A 19686-nucleotide genomic window follows, 5' to 3' on the forward strand; every position below is an offset into this window, starting at 1 on the left:
TAATATGAAAAAGCAAAACTCCCTTTATATACGACTAATGCACCAATGCAGTTACACGAAATGGTTGCTATTACTTTTAACCTGCCTGGTACTCGCTTCCTGTAAAAAATACCTGGATGCCAAGCCCGACAAAACTTTGGCTGTACCATCAACGTTGCAGGATTTCCAGGCTATTCTGGATAACAATTTCTTAAACCTGGATTACCCCTTTGCGGGAGATATTGGTAGCGATGATTATTTTTTAAAAGCAAGTGATCTGTCAAATTTTTCAACCAATGATCAGCTTACTTACGTTTGGGGTGCGAATACCGCCAATGATCTGGACTGGAATTATGCGTACAATATGGTTGAGCGCTGCAATGTGGTTTTGGATGGTTTGGAAAAGAACAATGTTCAGGGCGGGGCATCCATTAAGGGAAGTGCCTTATTCTTCCGGGGATATACCTTTTTCCAGGTGGCCAATGTTTTTTCATTACCTTATGACGCCGGGAACAGTAATAGCTTACCGGGAATACCATTACGTTTAAGTGCTGATATTACCGTTAAGACAACCCGGAGTTCCATGCAGGAAACCTATCAGCAGATCATCAGTGATCTGAGATCATCCCTGCCTTTATTACAGGTATCACCAAAGGTAAAAACAAGGCCATCCAAGCCAGCTGCTTACGGGGCATTGGCGCGCACCTATCTTGCGATGGGTGATTATACGAATGCCAATAAATATGCTGATTCCTGTTTGCAGTTGTACAACAAATTAATGGATTACAATACACTGGACAGTACAATCGCCAATCCGATCAGCCAGTTCAATGATGAAGTGATCTTTCATGCAACAACATCGGGCAGGGATGGTGTTTTAAACCCCTATTATGCACGGGTAGATACCAATCTCTATGCAACCTATACGAATAATGATCTTCGTAAGCATATTTTTTATACCTACGCGGATGATGGTTATTATGAGTTTAAAGGAGATTATACCGGGCAGAGTTATGGTTCATTATTTGGTGGCATCGCTGTAGACGAAATGCTGCTGGTCAGGGCTGAAACCTATGCAAGACTGGGCAACAACTCCAATGCCATTGCCGATTTGAATCTGTTATTGGTCAAACGATACTCCAAATCGAGCTTTATACCTTACCCGGAGAATTATGCAAACCCATTGCCATTAATTTTGCAGGAACGCAGAAAGGAACTGGCTTTCAGAAGTGAGATCAGATGGAGTGATTTGAGAAGGCTCAATAAAGAACCTCAATATGCGAAGACGTTAACAAGGGTAATTAATGGCCAGATCTATACTTTACCGCCCAACGACAAGCGATATGCCTGGCTGATACCGGTAAGTGTGATACAAGAGAGCGGGATAAGTCAGAATACCAGATAAAGAAGGGGGAGAATTTCTCCCCTTTCTTTATTAACTCAAATTAGTTTTTAAGAAACACATCTCCGGCCGATGTGTTTTTAGCAGTGATACGTCCGCTCAGGCCTGTGTCAATTTGTGGCTCACCGGGATTGTTAGGATCTTCGGCTGCCTGTATTGCACAGATATTGGCGTTCCCACTACAAGATGGACTGCCTGACAGTTCAACATAATTGCTTGGGGAGGTTACACTTCCGCTGCCATCATACTGCCAGTACGGATTGGCCAGCGTCTTTTTTTCGGGGACTTTCATAGCGACTGCCGCACCAACTCCTAAAATAATTGTAAGCATGGCTACTATAGCCACAACTTTGTTTTTGAACAGTTTAATGTTCATAATGGGTGAACTTTTTATAATAGCAAAAAAGGGCTCCAAAAACTTTATATTCGTATAGTTATGTGACGTTTTGCCTTTAGGCAGGCCTCACCGGAAACTTTTACACCCTGGGTGCTGCTGTTTCCATTTGCCCGAATAGCCCGGCACGGCTATTCGGGTTTTTCGTGAATAATGCATCTTTACGGTCGTGAACACTGGTGTGGGTAATTCTCTTTCGGACGTAAGCATGATTAAAAAGAGGCCGGATGTTGATGGTATAAAACCACAGACATGCTGCCATGTACCTCTGGATAAAACGGATGCAAAGCGCTGCCATAGCGGCCAGCATGACCTTTGAGTTATAATCCTCTGCCATGTCCCTGATTGTTGCTGCATCAAACGTTTTCATCCTCTACATTTTTTCTTGTTAATCAACTTAACACCAGCGGCGCAGCCTTGGCGTCACCTATCCTGGGTTTGTGCACTTTATCGCTGTACCCGCGTTCCATGCATCAGCATCCGGTGCCATCTTAACAGTACCGGCCGGATATCCCACTGATAGTTTTTACTTTAGGGGCTGCTATCATGTTGCTGATGCTCTGCCGCCAGGAAATGGCGGCTCGGCTCCCGGTACTCCCCTGCATATTTTTGCAACTGTATTGATCGTTGCATTTAGTAAATCTCGGTATCTGCTTTCCCCAAAAGCATAAAAAAACAGAGATAATGAGGATGGAAAAACACTAAAGGAGGTAAGTTTTTTTATGCCTGTCTTTGAGAAAAAGAAGTGAATGGGGTAAAACAAGCCTTAAAGACTATCTGAAGGCGGGTATCCAAAAAACTTCTTGAACTGTATACGGAAGCTTTGCACATCCTTATATCCCACTAACTTATATACTTCATTGGTGGATAGTTGGCCCGCTGCAAACAGTCGTTTTGCGTTCTGTAGACGGAGGTTGATCAGGAATGCATGTGGTGTAGTGCCAAATTCTTCTTTGAAATTTTCGATCAGTGTTTTCTCCGTGATATGAAAAGTGCGGATCAGTGTTTGGTTGCTGAGTTCGGAGTCTGTATAATTTTTTTCCAGGAAGTCCTTAACGCGGTAGGCCGGTTGTTCCAATTTGATTGAAACCAGTTCGTCATATTGGGCCAGCAATTGTTTGAAGAACCGGAGCAGCTCTGCTTCAACATCCGTTACTTTATGATCATTCAGCTCGTATAACTGGAGCAGTGTCCGGTAGATGGGTCCTGCTATCGGGCATCTGGGCATATGTCCATATAAGGAACTTCCGTTATCGAGGTCAAAAACAAATGCTTTCAGTTTGGGATATTGGCCGATATCTTTTTTCAGCCACTCCATTCTTGGAGCAATGTAAAAGATACGGTGAATACCGGGCTGCAGGCTACCGAAGTATTCGCCTGGTTTGTTGAAAGTAGCATAGCAGGAACCCTTGTCTGCTTCGGTAATGAGAGTACCATCTGGAGTGGAAAAACGAATGTGTCCCTCCAGCATGAAAAAAAGGAACAGGGCTGGTTCATCCACCTGGTAACTCAGGGACAACTCCCTGTCCAGGTTAAATTCATACAGTTCAATATAAAACAGGTAATGGTTATGATACTGGCGAAGTAATGTACCCCCTTCCAGTCGGATCAACTCGGCATCGGTATAGTTTACCGGGTAACGACTGTACCCTGGCGGTTTTTGACGAATGGGGCTCCGGGAAATAACCGGAGAAGAAAAATATAAGATGATAGGGTTTTTCATAGGCTTGCTAAAAATCTGGCTGCCTCCTATCTGTATCAGGAGTCTGCCTTAGATGTGTTTAATCATAGATAATTTTAATATTGCAATAGCTTATTTAATTAAGCTGCTTAATCTCGGCGTTATTTATATTCAAAAGTGTGACATGCGTAAATATTTTTTTTCGGATTGAATAAATGCATTTTTTTAATGCGAAAACAGTGGTAAAAGGGTGGTGACTTTTGGGGGCGAAAAAGGGAGCAAACACCCAATAATTTGCCTGATTATCACTTCAACGCCAACAATTATTGCATAAATCGGCTCTTTTGGGGTTCCTCGCGATGAAAAAAGTAAAAAATAGTTACTACCCTTTACCCCTGTAAAAAAAATCTTCTCTCTATGACAGCAGTTTCATCATAACCGAACCATTTATTCTGATATGTATCGGGAGAATCTTCCGGCGAAGTATCCTTTTAATTTTCTCCTATTTATCTGTTTCCTTATTTCAGATGATCGTGCACTTATCTTATCTACCCTTTTCTTTGCAATTTTTAGCTAAAGCGTTAACACCGTATTTTATCAGATTAAAGTTATGCTCCTGAAAATCTTTTATCAATCGATTACATTACAAAATGAGTTGATCTACATTACAAAAAAGGTCGTTCTACCTTAATAAATGGATTAATATACATCACAAATGAAGTTGCTTTACCTACCCTTTTTTCGCAATTTTTAGCTAAAACGTGAGTTTTATCCCATCTGGTTAAAGTTATAGTATGGGTGTCTTTTTGTCAATAAACAATGGTTCAGAACGTACTTAACAAATGATAAAATCGACATTGCCAATTGTTAATTGATCAATTAACAATTGGGTTGACTTATTACTTTTCTTATTCGCCGAATATTTTTGCACTTTTTATCATCCCATTATTGGCTATCTGAATATTGTTTGTTGACAGAAACCCTACAGAAAAGTCGCTCTCCTAATAACCATAGTATTCAGGACACATTAATACAAAAACACTTTCCGTTTACACCATAAATTTCAACGATCCGTTCGGGATATGCTAAACGTTTATCGAATAATTTAAAACTTTAACTTATAGGATTTGTCACGGAAAAGTGTGTAGCGATGCTGATTCATCAGGCCCCGTTATTTGAAAATCTGAATGGTAAAAGAGCGTCCAATACTGGTAACTTAGAGTACCAGTATTGGATTTTTTTTGAACTAACCACTAATCCCGATAGGGGATAAAACAAGCACAGTTTTACTATACAGTCCCGATAGGGTATAATTATGGCATTAATAGAAAATATGACCCCGATAGGGTATAGTTAATAAATTTTATTTACATTTGTACCCGAAAGGGTATAAATATGTTGTCAGAGTATTTGAAGAAAAAAAGGAAATCACTAAATCTCACGCAGGAAGACCTGGCATCTAAAGCGGGAGTCGGACTTAGGGTCGTTCGTGAGATGGAGCAGGGAAAACCAACATTGCGAATGGATAAAGTGAATCAGGTGTTGATGTTATTTGGCGCAGAACTCGGAGTGGTATTAAAAGTAAAAAATGATGAGTAGGAAAGGTTTGGTGTATTTTCAGGACACGCTGGCTGGTGTACTTGCGGAGACTGATGATGGTTACGAATTTACTTACCAGGCTGATTATTTAGAGAATAAGAACGCAAACCCGGTAAGCTTAACGCTGCCATTGTCAACCCAGAAATATGAAAGTAAAGTATTGTTTGCTTTTTTCGATGGCTTGATACCGGAAGGTTGGCTACTGGATTTGGCAACAACACACTGGAAGGTCAAAAGCAATGACCGGTTTGAATTATTGCTATTAACATGCAGGGATGCAATCGGAGCTGTAACGGTTATTCCCGAAATAGATTAAGCTATGGCAAATTGTTGGTTTTGTTATCAGGATGCAGGTACATCGTCTTTCCATGAAAAATGTTCAAAGCGTTTTTTTGGTACGGCTAAGGTACCTGAGCTGGAATTGAATAATAAACTTTTGAAAACGTTGGGCGAACAGACCATCAACGAAAGGATCGCTGTGACCGGAGTTCAGCCCAAGCTTTCTGTTACCCTGAAAAAGACGAAGGAGCACAACCGTCTGACTATAGTAGGACTTTGGGGAGAATACATACTTAAACCGCAGCATCCTGATTTTTCGGAAATGCCGCAATCAGAAGATCTGACCATGCATTTGGCAAGCCTGTTTAAAATGCCAACTTGTGATCATACTTTAATGGAGGCGTCAGACGGTAGTTTGGTTTATCTTGCCCGGAGGTTTGACCGGGTGAAAGGCCATAAAGTTCACATGGAAGATTTCTGCCAGCTTTCTGAATTTTTAACGGAAAATAAATACAAGGGCTCTTATGAAAAGATCGGTAAGCTTATCCTGAAATACTGCACTCAAACTGGTTTTGATGCGCTGACTTATTTTGAACTGGTGTTATTTTCTTTTTTGACAGGCAACAATGATATGCACCTGAAGAACTTTTCTGTACTATATACGGACGAGGGGGTAAGTCTAAGTCCGGCCTATGACCTGCTCAATGTAAATCTTGTTAATCCACAAGATGATGAAGAGCTGGCGCTGACAATAAACGGCAAAAAGAAAAGAATTAGATTATCTGATTTTGATGTGTTGGCAAGAAGTATGAATATACCTGAAACCGCCGTTCGGAATACCTATAACAAATTTTCCTCCGGTAATAAGGAGGTTGGTAAGATGATTGAAGCATCATTCCTGAGCCCCGAAAAAAAGGCACTATACCTGGAAATTTGGGAAAAAAAGCAACGGTTGTTTAATTGACAAATCGCTCTTACATATTATAGGTTGTCCTTTCAGTGAGAAAAGAATAAAATCCTTATTCACCACAGTCGCGAAGATAGCCCACCAGAGTCAAAGGTCAAGGGTGCACAAGCGGGCCGTATTTCACAATATTGAAAGGGACGAAGAGAAGCAGATAAGCCGGCAAAATGGCAAAGAAATAGGTTCACAGCGGCGGGGGAAAGCGAATGAATGAGCCCGATCTGCGGTTATAGTTCAATCGGACAGCAGCGGCATCCTTCACAGAAGATACCGCGCATAGCCCCGCCATTACGGAATGCCATAGTTACGAGATAAGAAAATCCCGCCTGTGCACACACACAGGCAGGGTTTAGGACAAGATCAGAAAGTGCGCCTTTCGCCCTGCCATCCTGTATCCCGTAAAAACTGTTCCCAGGTCGAGGTATTGGGGTTTACCGATCCGCTCCATTGCAGATCACGGTCTGGCGCAAAGTAACCATATTCAACGGCGTATTCCACCATCCCTATGATCTCATCGACCAGCAGATCATTTGGCCGGAAATCCGGGAAATGCTCAAGGAATTCGTCCCGCTGGTACGCAGAGCGATAAACAGCCTTTTTCCCGGTGACCCGTGAAAAGGTTGCTACCATTTCAGCGGGGGTGATTAGCTCGCCGACTACGGGAAGAACACGCCCTTCATACTGATCGAAATGGTCAAAGATCTCCAGGACAGCAGGCCCCGTAGCGGTGCGCGGGTCAACAAACGGCGCACGGAATTCTTCCGGCAGGTAAATTGGGAACACCAGGGTATCGCCTTCCCGAACCGGTGTGTAGAATTCCGGCAGGTTAGTATAAAAAAATGCCATATGGATAAAAGCACTTTTTAAAGGCAGAGTACGGATATAGGCTTCTATCCGCGCTTTATCCGTAAAATGTGGCGCGAATTTCGTTCCGCCCGTGATCTGCTCCACATTCTCCAGTCCGCTGAAGACCGCGCGGTGCACACCCGCTGCCACCGCCGCATCAGCAAGCTGCCTGCCCAACTCAAATTCATGGGTATCAGGGGGCGCGATGCCCGGCGTCAGCAGGAAAACACCGTCCGACCCGCGAAAGGCATTCCGATAGGCTGCTTCGTAGCCGACATCCAAAGGAATGTTTACTAATTCCACCCCTTTTTCAGCCAGCAAACGGGCAGCGTCCGCATCCGTTCTCCGTGTAATACCGCGTACGCGGTAGCGCCCGCTGGCAATGAGCGAATTAGCTGCGCTTAAACCCTGTTTACCTAGTACGCCCACTACTGTAATGAGCGGTTTATCTTCATTTTTGATCGCCATAATTTGTACTATAATAATTATAGTTGCAAAACTATTTAGAGTTTATTAGATTTGCAATAACTATCATATTCGATAGTCTCCTCAGCTATGAAAGTGGAATGTATCGGCGACATGCTCAAAGTGAACGATAAACTGTATCCATGTACAGTCAGCCTGGCCATGGACCTTGTGGGCGGTAAATGGAAAACGGTTATCCTGTATCACTTAATGGACGGACCCAAACGTTACAGCGAATTGTTGAAGGATATGCAGACCGTTACGGAAATGACCTTAAGCCTGCAGCTGAAGCAACTGGAACAGGACGGATTGATTTTGCGTAAAGTCTTTGGAGATAAGCCGCCGGTCAAAGTGGTATACAGCCTGACCGCCTTCGGAAAAACCTTTGTACCGGCACTGGAAGCGATCCTCGCCTGGGGCAATCTGATCGCCGGGCAGCAGGGTGAATTTTTGTAGGCTGGCTTCACGTCCTGAGCAACCTGCTGACATGACTTTCATCCGTAAGGCCAAACTCGGCTGCAATTTGTTTACGCCGGTATAAAAACCGGCCGGTAAAAAAGGGCTGGTATTAAATTTTATCAAGATAATCCGGAGGGTACATTTTTTGCCCGTGTTTTTCGACAATAGCCAGCAATTTCTTTACCGACTCAGTATCCATCGGCGGCGGGGGAAGAAACTCGCCATATTCAACCGGTTTGCCAATTTCTTCGAAAAAAGCATCAAGACCAGACGGAACGACAATACAGAGAAGATGGGCAATTTTATCTGTTTTGTTTTGAACCCATGCACAACTCCGCCTTTGGGAATATTTACAAATGATCCTTTCGTGGCAATGTACTTGCCAAATTCTGATCTTACTTCGATTTCACCGTCGATGACGTAAAATGAGTCCTCGATCTGTGCATGTTCATGGGGACCCGGGCCGCCGTTGGGCGGTATAAGCATATCTATTACTGTAAATGCGCCATTGGTTTCGGCACCACCGACCAGGATACGGTAAGTATCTCCGACAACAAAGAATATCTTACCTCCTTTATTGCCGACGGTTATCGGACTCTTTTTTGGTTTTCCATAATGTATATATCAGATGTAAAACAAAGATCGGGTTAGCCGCTTATTAAAAATATTCCGATTGGACAATAAAATAGTCCAATCGGACATGCATGTTGCGATATGCAAAAGTTGAAGTTGCGTTACAATATTCAGGCCATGAATAAGTTATGTTAATTGTTTCTTTTCTTGTTTTATAACGAGATGTCGGCCTGGGGGATCAAGCACCGGGAGAGAATTATAAAGCAAAAATGAGCACTAAGTAAGCCATTACTAAATATGTTGATAGAGTTTGTTACCCAGCCACAGTTTAACTTTTTAACGGCATTTGCTGAGGCACTAAAAGTTCCGGTGGTTAATAACGAACTGCAAATCCCTTCATCTCTTGGCGAGGGGTTTGTACGCCGAGTTGACCTAAATGACGATTTTCGCTTGCTGATCCACCGGTACCGGCTCAAACAGGAGCTGATCTTGAAACGGATAGGTTCAAAAGAACCAGCAAGCTTTATCAGCGTAATTTTCTATAATAATGAAGAACCGGTAAGCCTGATTACGAACGATGCAGAACAACGGAGCTTTAGTCGTTATAATGATATGGCCATACAAATCGCCTCTAATAATTTAGACTCGCTGATCACTTTCCCGGCTAATATGGAGATCTATTTTACCGTGATTGGATTGAGTGCCACACGCCTTAAGGGCTTGTTGGAAATGAATCGGCCTGATCGTTTGATCGATACCATTGTTAACCCCAAAGAATCATTTCTTTTTTATGAAAGTATGGGGACCGAAACACAAATGACGCTCAAACAGCTATCGGAACCACAGTCAGAGAACGGACTTGCAGGCTTTTACTATCGCCTTAAAGCGGAAACGCTACTGTATGACGTTTTTAACCAACTGCACAATCGCCAATCTACCGGACATAGCCCTGTTAATAAAGCTGATGCAGAAAAGCTGGCCATTATCCGTAAAGCGATACTCAGCGATCTTAGTCAGCCTCCCAGCCTGCCTGAGTTGGCTAAATTGGGCGGTCTAAGCGAAACTAAAATGAGGGATCTTTTCCGGCAGGTATTTGGAGATAGCATTTACAATTACTATCAAACGGCCCGTATGGAAGAAGCCGCTTACCTGCTCAAACATAAAAATTACTCGGTGAGTGAGGCAGGCTATCAGTTAGGCTTTAGTAATTTAAGCCATTTTACCCGCTTATTCGAGCGGCACCATCAGCAAAAGCCTAAAAAATACGCGTCAGGCGGATAGGACTATTTTTCAGGCGCGACGCGCTATTTTACCTCCGGCATCCTACTGACCTTTGACATATCATTTAAAACAAAAAAACGATATGAAAAAGTTACTGATGCCTTACAATAGCCAATCCCTGAATTTGAAGAATCATTTAGTGATGGCCCCAATGACCCGCAGTCGTGCTATCGGCAATGTACCAAACGCCCTGATGGCAGAATACTATAGCCAGCGCAAGGGGGCAGGTTTGATCATTACGGAAGGTACCGCGCCCACTCCGGAAGGATTGGGTTACGCCCGAATTCCAGGTATCTTTTCACCTGAACAAATTGAAGGCTGGAAATTAACGACAACTGCCGTACATCAAAACGACACCAAAATATTTTTGCAATTAATGCATACCGGCCGGATCGGCCACCATGCAAACCTGCCCGAAGGCGTTCAGGTAGTAGGTGCATCGGCTATAGCGGCAGCAGGGCAAATGCACACCGATACTATTGGTATGCAGGATTACCCTATTCCGGTAGCCTTATCTACCGAAGACGTAAAAGATGTGATCAACGGATATGTGACTGCTGCTAAGAACGCTATGGCCGCAGGTTTTGATGGTGTAGAATTGCACGCGGCAAACGGCTACCTTATTGAGCAGTTCCTTAACCCGAATGTAAATGACCGCACAGATATTTATGGTGGGACGATAGAGAACAGGGCCAGGTTTGCCCTGGAGGTGGCTCAACGCGTAGCTGACGCTATCGGCAAAGAAAAAGTCGGTGTCAGGATCTCGCCAAATTCCAATCTTGGCGACCTGCAAGTTTATGATGCCGATGCTACGGAGGAAACGTACATTCATTTAAGTCGGGAGTTTAACCGCATCGGACTTGCCTACATACACATCAGTATCAATCCGCAGGTACCCGCACAAACTCTGGCAGCGATCCGTACTGAATTTGAGGGGACAATTATTTATTGTAACACCTTTACTGCGGAAAAGGCCGAAGATGAATTAAATAAAGGAGATGCAGATCTTATCGCCTTTGGCAGGGCATTTTTAGCAAATCCGGACCTGGAGCAACGCATTATAGACGGAGCAGAACTGAACGCACCTGATTTTACTACCTCGTATACACCAGGTGCTAAAGGTTATACCGATTACCCGGTTTTATTCAATTGATTCGGTGTTATGCTTTAAATGTTATAACTCAATTAAAAAAATCATGAAAAAAATAAAAAAAGAGCATATTATTGATTATTTACGGGCACTGATGCTGACTATTATACTGCCTGTATTTTTACCCGGGAATGTTAATGCTCAACAATTATCGTTGGCTGAGAAATCTGTAAGTTCTCTTGGAAAAGAAAACGCTGTATTGAAATTATTGCAGGGAAACTTCGATGTAAAGGAAACCATATGGAGTTCACCTACATCAAAACCTGTTTACAATACAAAGCTAATTGCCCGGAGACAAATGATAGGTTCTGTTTTACAGGAATTTATGTATGCAGCACCTGGAGCAGCCAACTCTCCCGTAGAAAGGATAGAATACATTAGTTTTAATAGGATCGAGGGCCGCTGGAGATCTATTTCTATGGATATCAGGGTTCCGGTTGGGCTAATGCCTGCCGCAAGTTTCGACCGCGGTCAAGAAAGTAAGATCAGGCTAATATTTGACCCATTTCCAATCGCCGGTAAGGGTACATCAGTTACTGGTCAAATGCTGCGAATGGACGAAACCATCAACTTTGAAGCCCCCAACCATGTTATCAAAGAACAGCATTTTATTTTGGCTGACGGCAGCGGCAAAAGCTGGCTTGCTCACAGGTACGAATACACAAAGAGAAAATAGGTTAAAAAACCCTGACTTTAAGATAGGCGAAGCTATTCCTTAACTGGGTTCGCAATTTTATAAGGACCTGTTTGCCGCTACCGACGGCGTGCCGGTACCCAATGAACAGAACGGCGTTTGCATGATCACTATATTGCTTAAATAGCCTGCAGGATGCTAAGGTTTCCTGTAATATTCCTAAATTCGGTTATCAAGACACTATGAGCTAATGGTCTTTAGTTTTACCGCCACGCCGGAGTTTGATTTCATGACTTATTTTGAACTGGTGTTATTTTCTTTTTTGACAGGCAACAATGATATGCACTTGAAGAACTTTGCTGTACTATATACAGACGAAGGTGTAAGTCTAAGTCCTGCCTATGATCTGCTCAACGTGAATCTTGTTAATCCAAAGGACGATGAAGAACTGGCCCTGACAATAAACGGCAAAAAGAAAAAGATCAGTTTATCTGATTTTGATATCTTGGCAAGAAGTATGAATATACCTGAAACCGCCGTTAGGAATACCTATAACAAATTTTCCTCCGGTAATAAGGGAGTTAGTGAGATGGTTACAGCATCTTTTCTGAGTGCCGAAAAAAAGGAACTATACCAGGAAATTTGGAATAAAAAGCAACCGTTGTTTAATTGACAAATCGCTCTTACATATTATAGGTCGTCCTTTCCTGTGAGAAAAAAATAAAATCCTTATTCACCGCAGTCGCGAAGATAGCCCACCAGAGTCAAAGGTCAAGGGTGCACAAGCGGGCCGTTGTGTCCGCTTCCAGCGGTTGGCCCGCCCTTGACATTTGATCCGGCTAAGCGCTTTTGTTGCTTAAGCGTTGAATAAGGCTCGGTTGTTCACAAGCGCTCAAACAGCACACCCTTCATACTCCGAACTGGACTCCGGCATTTTAATACTGTGCAACTAATTCATCGGATTCCGGTGCTCGGATTTCCATCATGAATAAACGTATTCAATGCCAAATTTTGATGGATGTCCATAATGTTTGCAGCGATAATTACATTGATTGTTGCCTTTCTCGTACATCCCTCTACCGTCCCTTAGACCCGGATAATCTCTTGTAAAGATGGGATCGGTGAAATAACTACCGCTTTTTTACTACCAGTAGTTTGCTTGCGCCGAAATGGTGTGGTCTCATTCATCATAATCTCCATATATCATCAAAGATCATTTTTTAAATTCATCTTATTCAAGATAGCTTATGTCCAATGCTTTATACGATTATATATAAGCTATCTTGAGTGGTCATTTAACTGCCTTAGCAATATCTTCTACTGATTTCAATTTTATCGTTATTTAAAAAGCGTATGATATCCTTCACCGGCAGATGATCACCCAGGTACTGGTTATAATAAGCGTATTTGATTTCACCATCTTCCCCTATAAGAAAATCACCCCCTAAAGTATTCTTACGGCCTTCCGGACAGAAACTCTTTTTAAATCTTCGTTGCCCTTCTTGACTTTTGGCATAAGCCCCCATATACATAGAATAAAGAACTTTCAGCGTACTTTGCTCAATATCGTACAAGGAATATAAGTCATATTCCGGATTAGCAATCATCCGGGCATAAAATGCCTCATCATAGGCGAATTTCTGAAGATTTTTGCTGCTGCTTTCATAAACAGCCAGCACAAACAAACCCATTTCACTAAAATAGCTATCCAGTTCCTGGAGTTCGAGAAAACGAAGGTTGGTGAACGGACATGCCACATGCCTGTAAAATGAAAGCAGAATCTTTTTTCCCTTTAATGCACTGATGCTGACAGGATTCCCAAAAATGTCTGTGGCCTGAAAGTCGGGGGCTTGTTGATACTCAATTAATGGCATAATGATCGCGCTTTTGATTCCCAGGTATCGCCTGCGGAATTACTAAATGTTCTGTTTTTATTCTTCTCAAACTTCAGATAATTTGCCATCATCATTTTTCACTTAAGTTAATCAATTCCTCTTTTTGGAATTTGAGCCACAGCAAAACGATTACAACAGCATAGAGAAATTGCGTATCCGCCGTTTTTGATTATGTCGTGATCAAAAACACCTTGAGGTAAATACGTGTTAAATATTGAATATGATCTAATCAGCCTGCCGTAGGAATCCGGCGCATTGTATTTGCCCCCGGAGCTTCAATCGGGGTTGGAATTTGAGGACAAGGCGTTCGCTTTTAACGCCATCATCATTTAGCTTAATACCAGTCCCTCTTTCAAAGCCAGTTCATATTTCTCTCTATCAAAACTGTACAAATGAGGGGAACGATGCGCTCCGATACTTCGCTTTTCATCCAATTTTTTCAACAATTTGAGCGCAATCAATTTTTTGGGAAAATTGCTGATGTCTAACTTCTTTCCAAGCAAGGTTTCATACAATGCATGAATTTCGCTCAATGTAAACTTTTCAGGAAGTAAATTCAGGCCGATAGGATAGTGATAAAGATGCAAACGCATGGCATACAGGGCATCCCGCACTATTTCGTCGTGGTCAAACTCCAAAGGCGGTAAGCTGCCAATGTCAAACCAGGCGCACGCTCCGGTACTGATATCAGTTTGAAGTATAGTTTCGGAAAAATCAGTTATCGCATAAAAGCCAACAGAAATGGTCTGGTCCATAAGCCAGTTGCCCTCCCACGATGCAAGGCCCGTAATTTCAAGCCATTTTTTTTTGTCGAATTTTTCAAATGGAATGCGGCCAGGATCACCAAAGGTTTTAAACTGCTGCAAAAAGAGGTTATCAACTCCCGTGCGGACCTTAACATTACGGTTAGCGGCTTCCAGCAGTTTTTCTGTGCGTTTAATATGACCACCAGGCAAGCTCCAGCTATCCAAATTTCTATGTCTGATCAGCAGTAATTTGAGCTGGTACTCATGATAGCCAAAAATTGCACAGTCAATGGATACGTTGGGAATATAATGCAGATGCCCGTTTAGTATAAAATCCTTGAACTCTTCTTCCGTTTGCATGCTCAAAACTAACATTTTCGGATGGCAAAATCTTTGTTTAAAATTTATTTAGTGAAATTAACTAAATGACAATTCTTATTTCTACCTTTATTTTGTGAAATTCACTAAATGGGTTTATGAATTACTGATCACTTAAATACAATGCAGCCAAAAAACGCTTCGGATATATATGATTTGGTAATTATTAGCTCCGGCGGAGATAGCGGCAACATTATACTAACCGATAAAAGAACGACACTCAAAATTAAAATCAACATGAAAAAGTTCAAAACAATGTTCCTGATAGTTTTCAGCCTGTTCGCTGTTGTGTCTGCTCGGGCTCAAACGAAGGATTACTACCCAGGTAAGTGGGACGTAATGGTGTACGGAACACCATACGGCGATGTAAAACTGACTTTCGCCCTTGAAAGAAAAGACGGTAAGTTGAGTGGAGTAGTACAGGATTCAACCGGCAAGGAAACAGCAAAAATCACCAAGATAGATGAAAAGGAAAAAGAGGCAATTATCGCCTACACGACCCAGGGCTATGATGTAGAATTGACAATAGACCCGGTTGACGACGATAATGTAAAAGGTAACTTAGCGGGTTTTACTGCCAAGGGTGTACGCAGAAAAGAAAATAAGTAATATGCTCGCTCGGCGCGATTAAGAAAAATATTTAAGACATGGTCATTCTGCCGGTTGAATTTAACTTAAGTTAAAATTCAACCGGTTCTCAACACCGAATTTTGTTCCGTTTTACGCACGTTGACGTGTGCTTTTTTGACCAATCAAAGATGATGCGATGATAGAAAAAAATGAAATATTAGCCAATCACCTGCGAAACTTCGCAGCGTTAACAGAACAGGATATTGCCGAAAGCCAGGCGTTTTGGAAGCCACGTAAAATTGCCAAGGGGGATTTTTTCAACATGCAAAGTATGGTTTGCAATGATCTCGGCTTGGTAGTCAAAGGCATATTCCGTATTTATTACCGGGAACCGAATGGTGTGGAGGAAAAGAATCTTTTCTTTTTCTCGGAAAACCAGTTCGTCGTTTCCTTCCGGAGCTTTATCTCGCAAAACCCCTGCTGGTATTTTATCGAAGCTATGGAAGATTCGGAGGTTATTTTCATTTCTTATCAGGACCTCAACAGCCTGTATGAAAGAAATCCGAATTGGGGGAAGTTCGGCAGGCTGCTGGCAGAAACTTTTTTTGCCTACGCCCAGTCACGTACCGAGGAATTTGTATTCTTCTCTCATGAGAAACGGTTCCTTAGGTTATTGGAGGAACATCCTAATATTGTTGAGCGGATCCCATCCTACCACATCTCTTCTTTTCTTGGTATAACCAATCCGTCACTGAGCAGGATCAGAAAACGATTGAAAAAGAGTAACGCATTACCAACTCAATAACCTGATAACGCCTCACACCTAATCTTACCGCCAGTTAAGAATACATATAAACGGGAACAGCTCCTAAACTAAGTTTTGTTAGCCGCATAACGTCACTCGGGCTATGTAGACAATCCTGCATTGGCAGTTACCTGCCGGTGTAAAATATTTAATTAACTCCTCCTTAAATCTGGTCATAATAGATCATTTATGCAATCTCTATTGGTAAGAAACATACTGATGAATACACGGTAAATAAGTGCCTGCAGCTTTCGGCAAGGATACTAAGCTACAGTTCCCACGTGCATTTTGGCTGCCTTGCCGATTAAGACATTTTGATGACAGCTTATTGCTGCAGGATTAACTTAAGTGAAAAAATCGACCTTCTGATAAGCAGACTTTTGACCCAACAAAAGTTTAAAAAAATGAAAAGAACAGCAAAAGCCTTTTGGGAAGGCGACCTTAAAATAGGTCATGGTATCCTATCTACTCAAAGCCAGGTACTGGATCAAACACAATACTCATTTAACACCCGTTTTGCAGAAGGCATCGGCACCAATCCGGAAGAATTACTTGCGGCATCACATGCAGGTTGCTTTACTATGGCTTTAGCATACGCATTATCTCAGCAAAAATTTCAACCCGGCGAGCTTAACACTACGGCTGCGGTTACACTAGATATGGCCACAGGTTCTATCAGCCTGATCGAGCTTGAGCTTTCTGCAACAGCAATTGAAGGCCTGTCATTTGACGGATTCCAGGAGATCGCCCTACAGGCTAAAACCAATTGCGTAATCTCAAAAGCATTAGCCGGTGTGCAGATTGAACTTACTGTAAGTTATCGGTAATAGCTTTTTGCAAAACTGGTTATAAAGCGGCAGCCGTGAAAGCTGCCGCTTTAATCAAATCAATTTCAATATCATGGAAACAGAGCATATTAAATGCCTGATCATCGGATCGGGCCCAGCGGGCTATACCGCTGCTATATACGCCGCAAGGGCTGGCTTAAATCCGGTAATGTACACCGGCATGAACCCTGGCGGGCAACTTACCCAAACAACCGAAGTAGAGAATTTTCCCGGTTATCCAAACGGGATACTTGGGCCCGACATGATGGAAGATTTCCGGGCGCAGGCAATCCGCTTCGGAACGGACATTCGTTTCGGTTACGTAAGCGCCGTGAATTTTGATAATGAGCTCCATCAGGTGACTATAGATAATAAAACTACGGTGACAGCTGATACCGTCATCATTTCCACAGGAGCCTCCGCAAAGTGGCTTGGTCTGGAATCTGAAGCCAGATACAATGGCTTTGGTGTGTCGGGCTGCGCTGTTTGCGATGGTTATTTCTTCCGGGGGCAAAACGTAGCTCTTGTTGGCGCAGGTGATACAGCGGCAGAAGAGGCCACTTACCTGGCCAAGCTGGTGAACAAAGTTTACATGCTGGTGCGTCGGGATGAATTCCGTGCATCAAAAGCAATGATCGACCGCGTACGGAATACGCCGAATATCGAGATCCTGTACAATACAGAAGTGCTGGAAGTGTTGGGAGATGGTGTAAATGTAACCGGTTTAAGCCTGCTGAATAACCTCACGCAACGGCCGCTTGAAATAGTGGTAACCGGCTTATTTGTAGCCATCGGGCATCAACCAAACACAGGCATATTCAGAGGAACGCTTGACATGGACGAGACGGGGTATATCAAAACCATACCCGGTACAACCCATACTAATATCCCCGGGGTATTCTGCGCAGGTGATGCCCAGGACCATATTTACCGGCAGGCAATCACAGCAGCCGGAACAGGCTGTATGGCCGCGTTGGATGCAGAGCGATACCTGGCTGCCAGGGAGGCATCAGCAACAGGGATTACAAAAACTGAATCCCTCGTCAATTGAGGTCCGCCATTATTTCAATTAACCAGGTGCAAAGGCTTATTCCTTATGGAATAAGCTTTCGCATTTATAAAAAAAACATCTATGGAAACTTTAGAAAACTCACTTACAGAGTATGGTTTCAGGCGGATAATTATTACGGTTACCGCTGTGATATGTGCCCTGCTTGAACTTATCGATACAACTATAGTTAACGTGGCCCTTAACGACATGCGTGGTAACCTTGGTGCCACGGTAAATGAAATTGCCTGGGTGATAACCGCGTATTCACTGGCCAATGTGATCATAGTCCCCATGACCAGCTGGCTTTCGCAGCAGTTTGGCCGTCGGAACTATTTTGCCTCCTCCGTACTTATATTCACCATTTGTTCGTTCCTATGTGGCAACGCCACAAATATCTGGGAGTTGGTGATCTTCCGCTTTATACAGGGATTGGGCGGCGGTGCATTATTGGTAACCTCCCAAACCATCATTACGGAAAGCTGGCCAAAAGAAAAAAGGGCCATCGCGCAAGGTATATATACATTGGGCATCATTATCGGCCCCACTATCGGCCCTACCCTCGGTGGTTACCTTGTTGATAATTTTTCATGGAGGCTGATTTTCTATATCAATATTCCGGTGGGTATTTTGGCAGCTATATTGGCGCTGCAATACGTACGCAGCCCAGTGTTTGAACAGAAACGCCCGCGAACCAGGTAGATTGGCTTGGCATATTTTTGCTTACAGTGGGCGTTTCATCTCTTCAATATGTACTTGAAAAAGGCCAGGAAGACGACTGGTTCAGCAGCAAGCTGATCATCATCCTAAGTATCTCCGCGGTTTTGGGTATTATTTGTTTTATCTGGCGACAGCTGGAATATAAATACCCCATTGTAGAACTGCGCGTGTTGCAGAATACCAATCTGAGGATCGGCGTTATCCTCACCTTTATCATAGGGTTCGGTTTGTTTGGAACCACTTTCGTCCTGCCGCTCTATACCCAGTCACTGTTAGGATGGACGGCGTTGCAATCCGGGTTACTGTTACTGCCGGGGACTATTTTTGTCGCCGTTGTCATCGCGGTAGTAGCCCAGCTGATCCAGCGCGGCATGCGGGAAAAATACCTGATTGTTGCAGGAATGATCGTATTCTTTATTTACGGTTACTGGTCGTATCACTTGCTTACCTTACAAACCAGCAGCGGAAACCTGTTTTGGGTACTCATTTTGCGCGGGCTTGGTTTAGGCCTGATGTATGTGCCGGTTACCAATATCTCCTTATCCACCTTAGATGGAAAGCAGATTGCTCAGGGGGCCGCGCTTTCGGGCATGGTGCGGCAATTGGGCGCATCGTTTGGTGTGGCACTTATTTCTACTTTTGTCTCCCGCCAAACGCAGCAGCACAGGGTTACGCTCATCAGTCATATATCGGCCACTGATCCGGCAGTTCAGCAGCGGATAGCCCTGCTCAGCGCAAAGTTCCAGGCACGTGGTTTCGATGCGGCCGGTGCCCGGCAAGCCGCCTATAATTCGCTGGAGGGTGTTGTTCAAAGCCAGTCAACGTTGCTTTCCTATATGGATGTATTTTTATGGGTAGGCACCTTGTTTTTACTCTGTGTCCCCTTTGTGATCATCTTCGTCAAACAGTCTAACCGTAAAATTTCATTCGCGGATGCTGGTGCTCACTGATCTTTGGGTTCTGCACGCGGATCATTCCGCGGCAGAATCGC

General features: G+C 43.3%; 22 protein-coding genes. 15 read left to right on the forward strand and 7 right to left on the reverse strand.

The window, feature by feature from the left end:
* Positions 1–4 precede the first annotated feature (4 nt).
* A complete protein-coding gene (locus NPE20_RS24175; protein ID WP_256541280.1) occupies positions 5–1384 on the forward strand; it encodes a RagB/SusD family nutrient uptake outer membrane protein in 1380 nt (459 codons plus the stop codon).
* A 40-nt stretch (positions 1385–1424) separates the two neighbouring features.
* Here NPE20_RS24175 and NPE20_RS24180 read toward each other — a convergent pair whose 3' ends face one another.
* From NPE20_RS24180 to NPE20_RS24190, 3 genes are all read right to left on the reverse strand, one after another.
* Positions 1425–1757 carry a hypothetical protein gene (locus NPE20_RS24180; RefSeq protein WP_256541281.1) on the reverse strand — a complete coding sequence of 111 codons (333 nt, stop codon included), beginning with the start codon at positions 1755–1757 and terminating at the stop codon, positions 1425–1427.
* 100 nt (positions 1758–1857) lie between these two features.
* Positions 1858–2145, reverse strand: a complete 288-nt coding sequence (locus tag NPE20_RS24185; protein WP_256541282.1) for a hypothetical protein — start codon at positions 2143–2145, stop codon at positions 1858–1860.
* Between the two features lie 396 nt (positions 2146–2541).
* Positions 2542–3498, reverse strand: coding sequence for a helix-turn-helix domain-containing protein (locus NPE20_RS24190; protein ID WP_256541283.1), 957 nt, complete (start codon positions 3496–3498; stop codon positions 2542–2544).
* A 1353-nt stretch (positions 3499–4851) separates the two neighbouring features.
* On the opposite strand from NPE20_RS24190, the gene NPE20_RS24195 reads away from it, so the two are divergent.
* The 3 genes from NPE20_RS24195 (at position 4852) to NPE20_RS24205 (ending at position 6298) form a co-directional block, all read left to right on the forward strand.
* Positions 4852–5055, forward strand: a complete 204-nt coding sequence (locus NPE20_RS24195; protein WP_090463249.1) for a helix-turn-helix transcriptional regulator — start codon at positions 4852–4854, stop codon at positions 5053–5055.
* Positions 5045–5371, forward strand: coding sequence for a HipA N-terminal domain-containing protein (locus NPE20_RS24200; protein WP_256541284.1), 327 nt, complete (start codon positions 5045–5047; stop codon positions 5369–5371). The genes NPE20_RS24195 and NPE20_RS24200 overlap by 11 nt, the downstream gene beginning before the upstream one ends.
* A gap of 120 nt (positions 5372–5491) precedes the next feature.
* Entirely contained in the window at positions 5492–6298 is an 807-nt protein-coding gene (locus NPE20_RS24205; RefSeq protein WP_256541285.1) for a HipA domain-containing protein, read from the forward strand.
* A gap of 360 nt (positions 6299–6658) precedes the next feature.
* On the opposite strand, the gene NPE20_RS24210 is transcribed toward NPE20_RS24205, so the two are convergent.
* On the reverse strand, positions 6659–7612 hold the full coding sequence (locus NPE20_RS24210; protein ID WP_256541286.1) for an NmrA/HSCARG family protein: 954 nt from the start codon (positions 7610–7612) through the stop codon (positions 6659–6661).
* Positions 7613–7699: 87 nt separating this feature from the next.
* Here NPE20_RS24210 and NPE20_RS24215 point away from each other — a divergent pair, with 87 nt between their 5' ends.
* Complete coding sequence (locus NPE20_RS24215; RefSeq protein ID WP_256541287.1) at positions 7700–8065, forward strand: winged helix-turn-helix transcriptional regulator; 366 nt, start codon at positions 7700–7702, stop codon at positions 8063–8065.
* Between the two features lie 183 nt (positions 8066–8248).
* Here the strand turns inward: NPE20_RS24215 and NPE20_RS24220 are convergent, their stop codons facing one another.
* Positions 8249–8554 (reverse strand): cupin domain-containing protein, encoded by a 306-nt coding sequence (locus NPE20_RS24220; RefSeq protein WP_256541288.1) that lies wholly within the window; start codon positions 8552–8554, stop codon positions 8249–8251.
* Between the two features lie 384 nt (positions 8555–8938).
* Between NPE20_RS24220 and NPE20_RS24225 the strand changes: the two genes are divergently transcribed.
* The 4 genes from NPE20_RS24225 to NPE20_RS24240 all read left to right on the forward strand — a co-directional run bounded on the left by NPE20_RS24225 (position 8939) and on the right by NPE20_RS24240 (position 12379).
* On the forward strand, positions 8939–9922 hold the full coding sequence (locus NPE20_RS24225; RefSeq protein ID WP_256541289.1) for a helix-turn-helix domain-containing protein: 984 nt from the start codon (positions 8939–8941) through the stop codon (positions 9920–9922).
* 82 nt (positions 9923–10004) lie between these two features.
* Entirely contained in the window at positions 10005–11075 is a 1071-nt protein-coding gene (locus NPE20_RS24230) for an alkene reductase (protein WP_256541290.1), read from the forward strand.
* Between the two features lie 43 nt (positions 11076–11118).
* Entirely contained in the window at positions 11119–11748 is a 630-nt protein-coding gene (locus tag NPE20_RS24235; protein WP_256541291.1) for a hypothetical protein, read from the forward strand.
* Between the two features lie 208 nt (positions 11749–11956).
* Positions 11957–12379 carry a HipA domain-containing protein gene (locus NPE20_RS24240; protein ID WP_256541292.1) on the forward strand — a complete coding sequence of 141 codons (423 nt, stop codon included), beginning with the start codon at positions 11957–11959 and terminating at the stop codon, positions 12377–12379.
* Between the two features lie 631 nt (positions 12380–13010).
* On the opposite strand, the gene NPE20_RS24245 is transcribed toward NPE20_RS24240, so the two are convergent.
* Together NPE20_RS24245 and NPE20_RS24250 are read right to left on the reverse strand one after the other, a co-directional pair.
* The gene (locus NPE20_RS24245; RefSeq protein ID WP_256541293.1) at positions 13011–13580 is read right to left on the reverse strand and encodes a redoxin domain-containing protein; all 570 of its coding nucleotides are present in this window, start codon (positions 13578–13580) and stop codon (positions 13011–13013) included.
* Positions 13581–13930: 350 nt separating this feature from the next.
* Positions 13931–14707 carry an NUDIX hydrolase gene (locus NPE20_RS24250; protein WP_256541294.1) on the reverse strand — a complete coding sequence of 259 codons (777 nt, stop codon included), beginning with the start codon at positions 14705–14707 and terminating at the stop codon, positions 13931–13933.
* 141 nt (positions 14708–14848) lie between these two features.
* On the opposite strand from NPE20_RS24250, the gene NPE20_RS24255 reads away from it, so the two are divergent.
* From NPE20_RS24255 to NPE20_RS24280, 6 genes are all read left to right on the forward strand, one after another.
* A complete protein-coding gene (locus NPE20_RS24255; RefSeq protein ID WP_256541295.1) occupies positions 14849–15334 on the forward strand; it encodes a hypothetical protein in 486 nt (161 codons plus the stop codon).
* Positions 15335–15491: 157 nt separating this feature from the next.
* Positions 15492–16100 carry a Crp/Fnr family transcriptional regulator gene (locus NPE20_RS24260; protein WP_256541296.1) on the forward strand — a complete coding sequence of 203 codons (609 nt, stop codon included), beginning with the start codon at positions 15492–15494 and terminating at the stop codon, positions 16098–16100.
* Positions 16101–16504: 404 nt separating this feature from the next.
* Positions 16505–16927 (forward strand): OsmC family peroxiredoxin, encoded by a 423-nt coding sequence (locus tag NPE20_RS24265; protein ID WP_256541297.1) that lies wholly within the window; start codon positions 16505–16507, stop codon positions 16925–16927.
* Between the two features lie 73 nt (positions 16928–17000).
* Positions 17001–17978: a thioredoxin-disulfide reductase gene (trxB, locus tag NPE20_RS24270; protein ID WP_256541298.1), complete on the forward strand. Its 978-nt coding sequence runs from the start codon at positions 17001–17003 to the stop codon at positions 17976–17978.
* Between the two features lie 81 nt (positions 17979–18059).
* Positions 18060–18677 (forward strand): MFS transporter, encoded by a 618-nt coding sequence (locus NPE20_RS24275; protein WP_256541299.1) that lies wholly within the window; start codon positions 18060–18062, stop codon positions 18675–18677.
* Positions 18678–18703: 26 nt separating this feature from the next.
* Entirely contained in the window at positions 18704–19645 is a 942-nt protein-coding gene (locus NPE20_RS24280; protein ID WP_256541300.1) for an MFS transporter, read from the forward strand.
* Positions 19646–19686: the final 41 nt, after the last annotated feature.

The sequence above is a fragment of the Mucilaginibacter aquariorum genome (genome assembly GCF_024498135.1).
GTDB lineage: Bacteria > Bacteroidota > Bacteroidia > Sphingobacteriales > Sphingobacteriaceae > Mucilaginibacter > Mucilaginibacter aquariorum.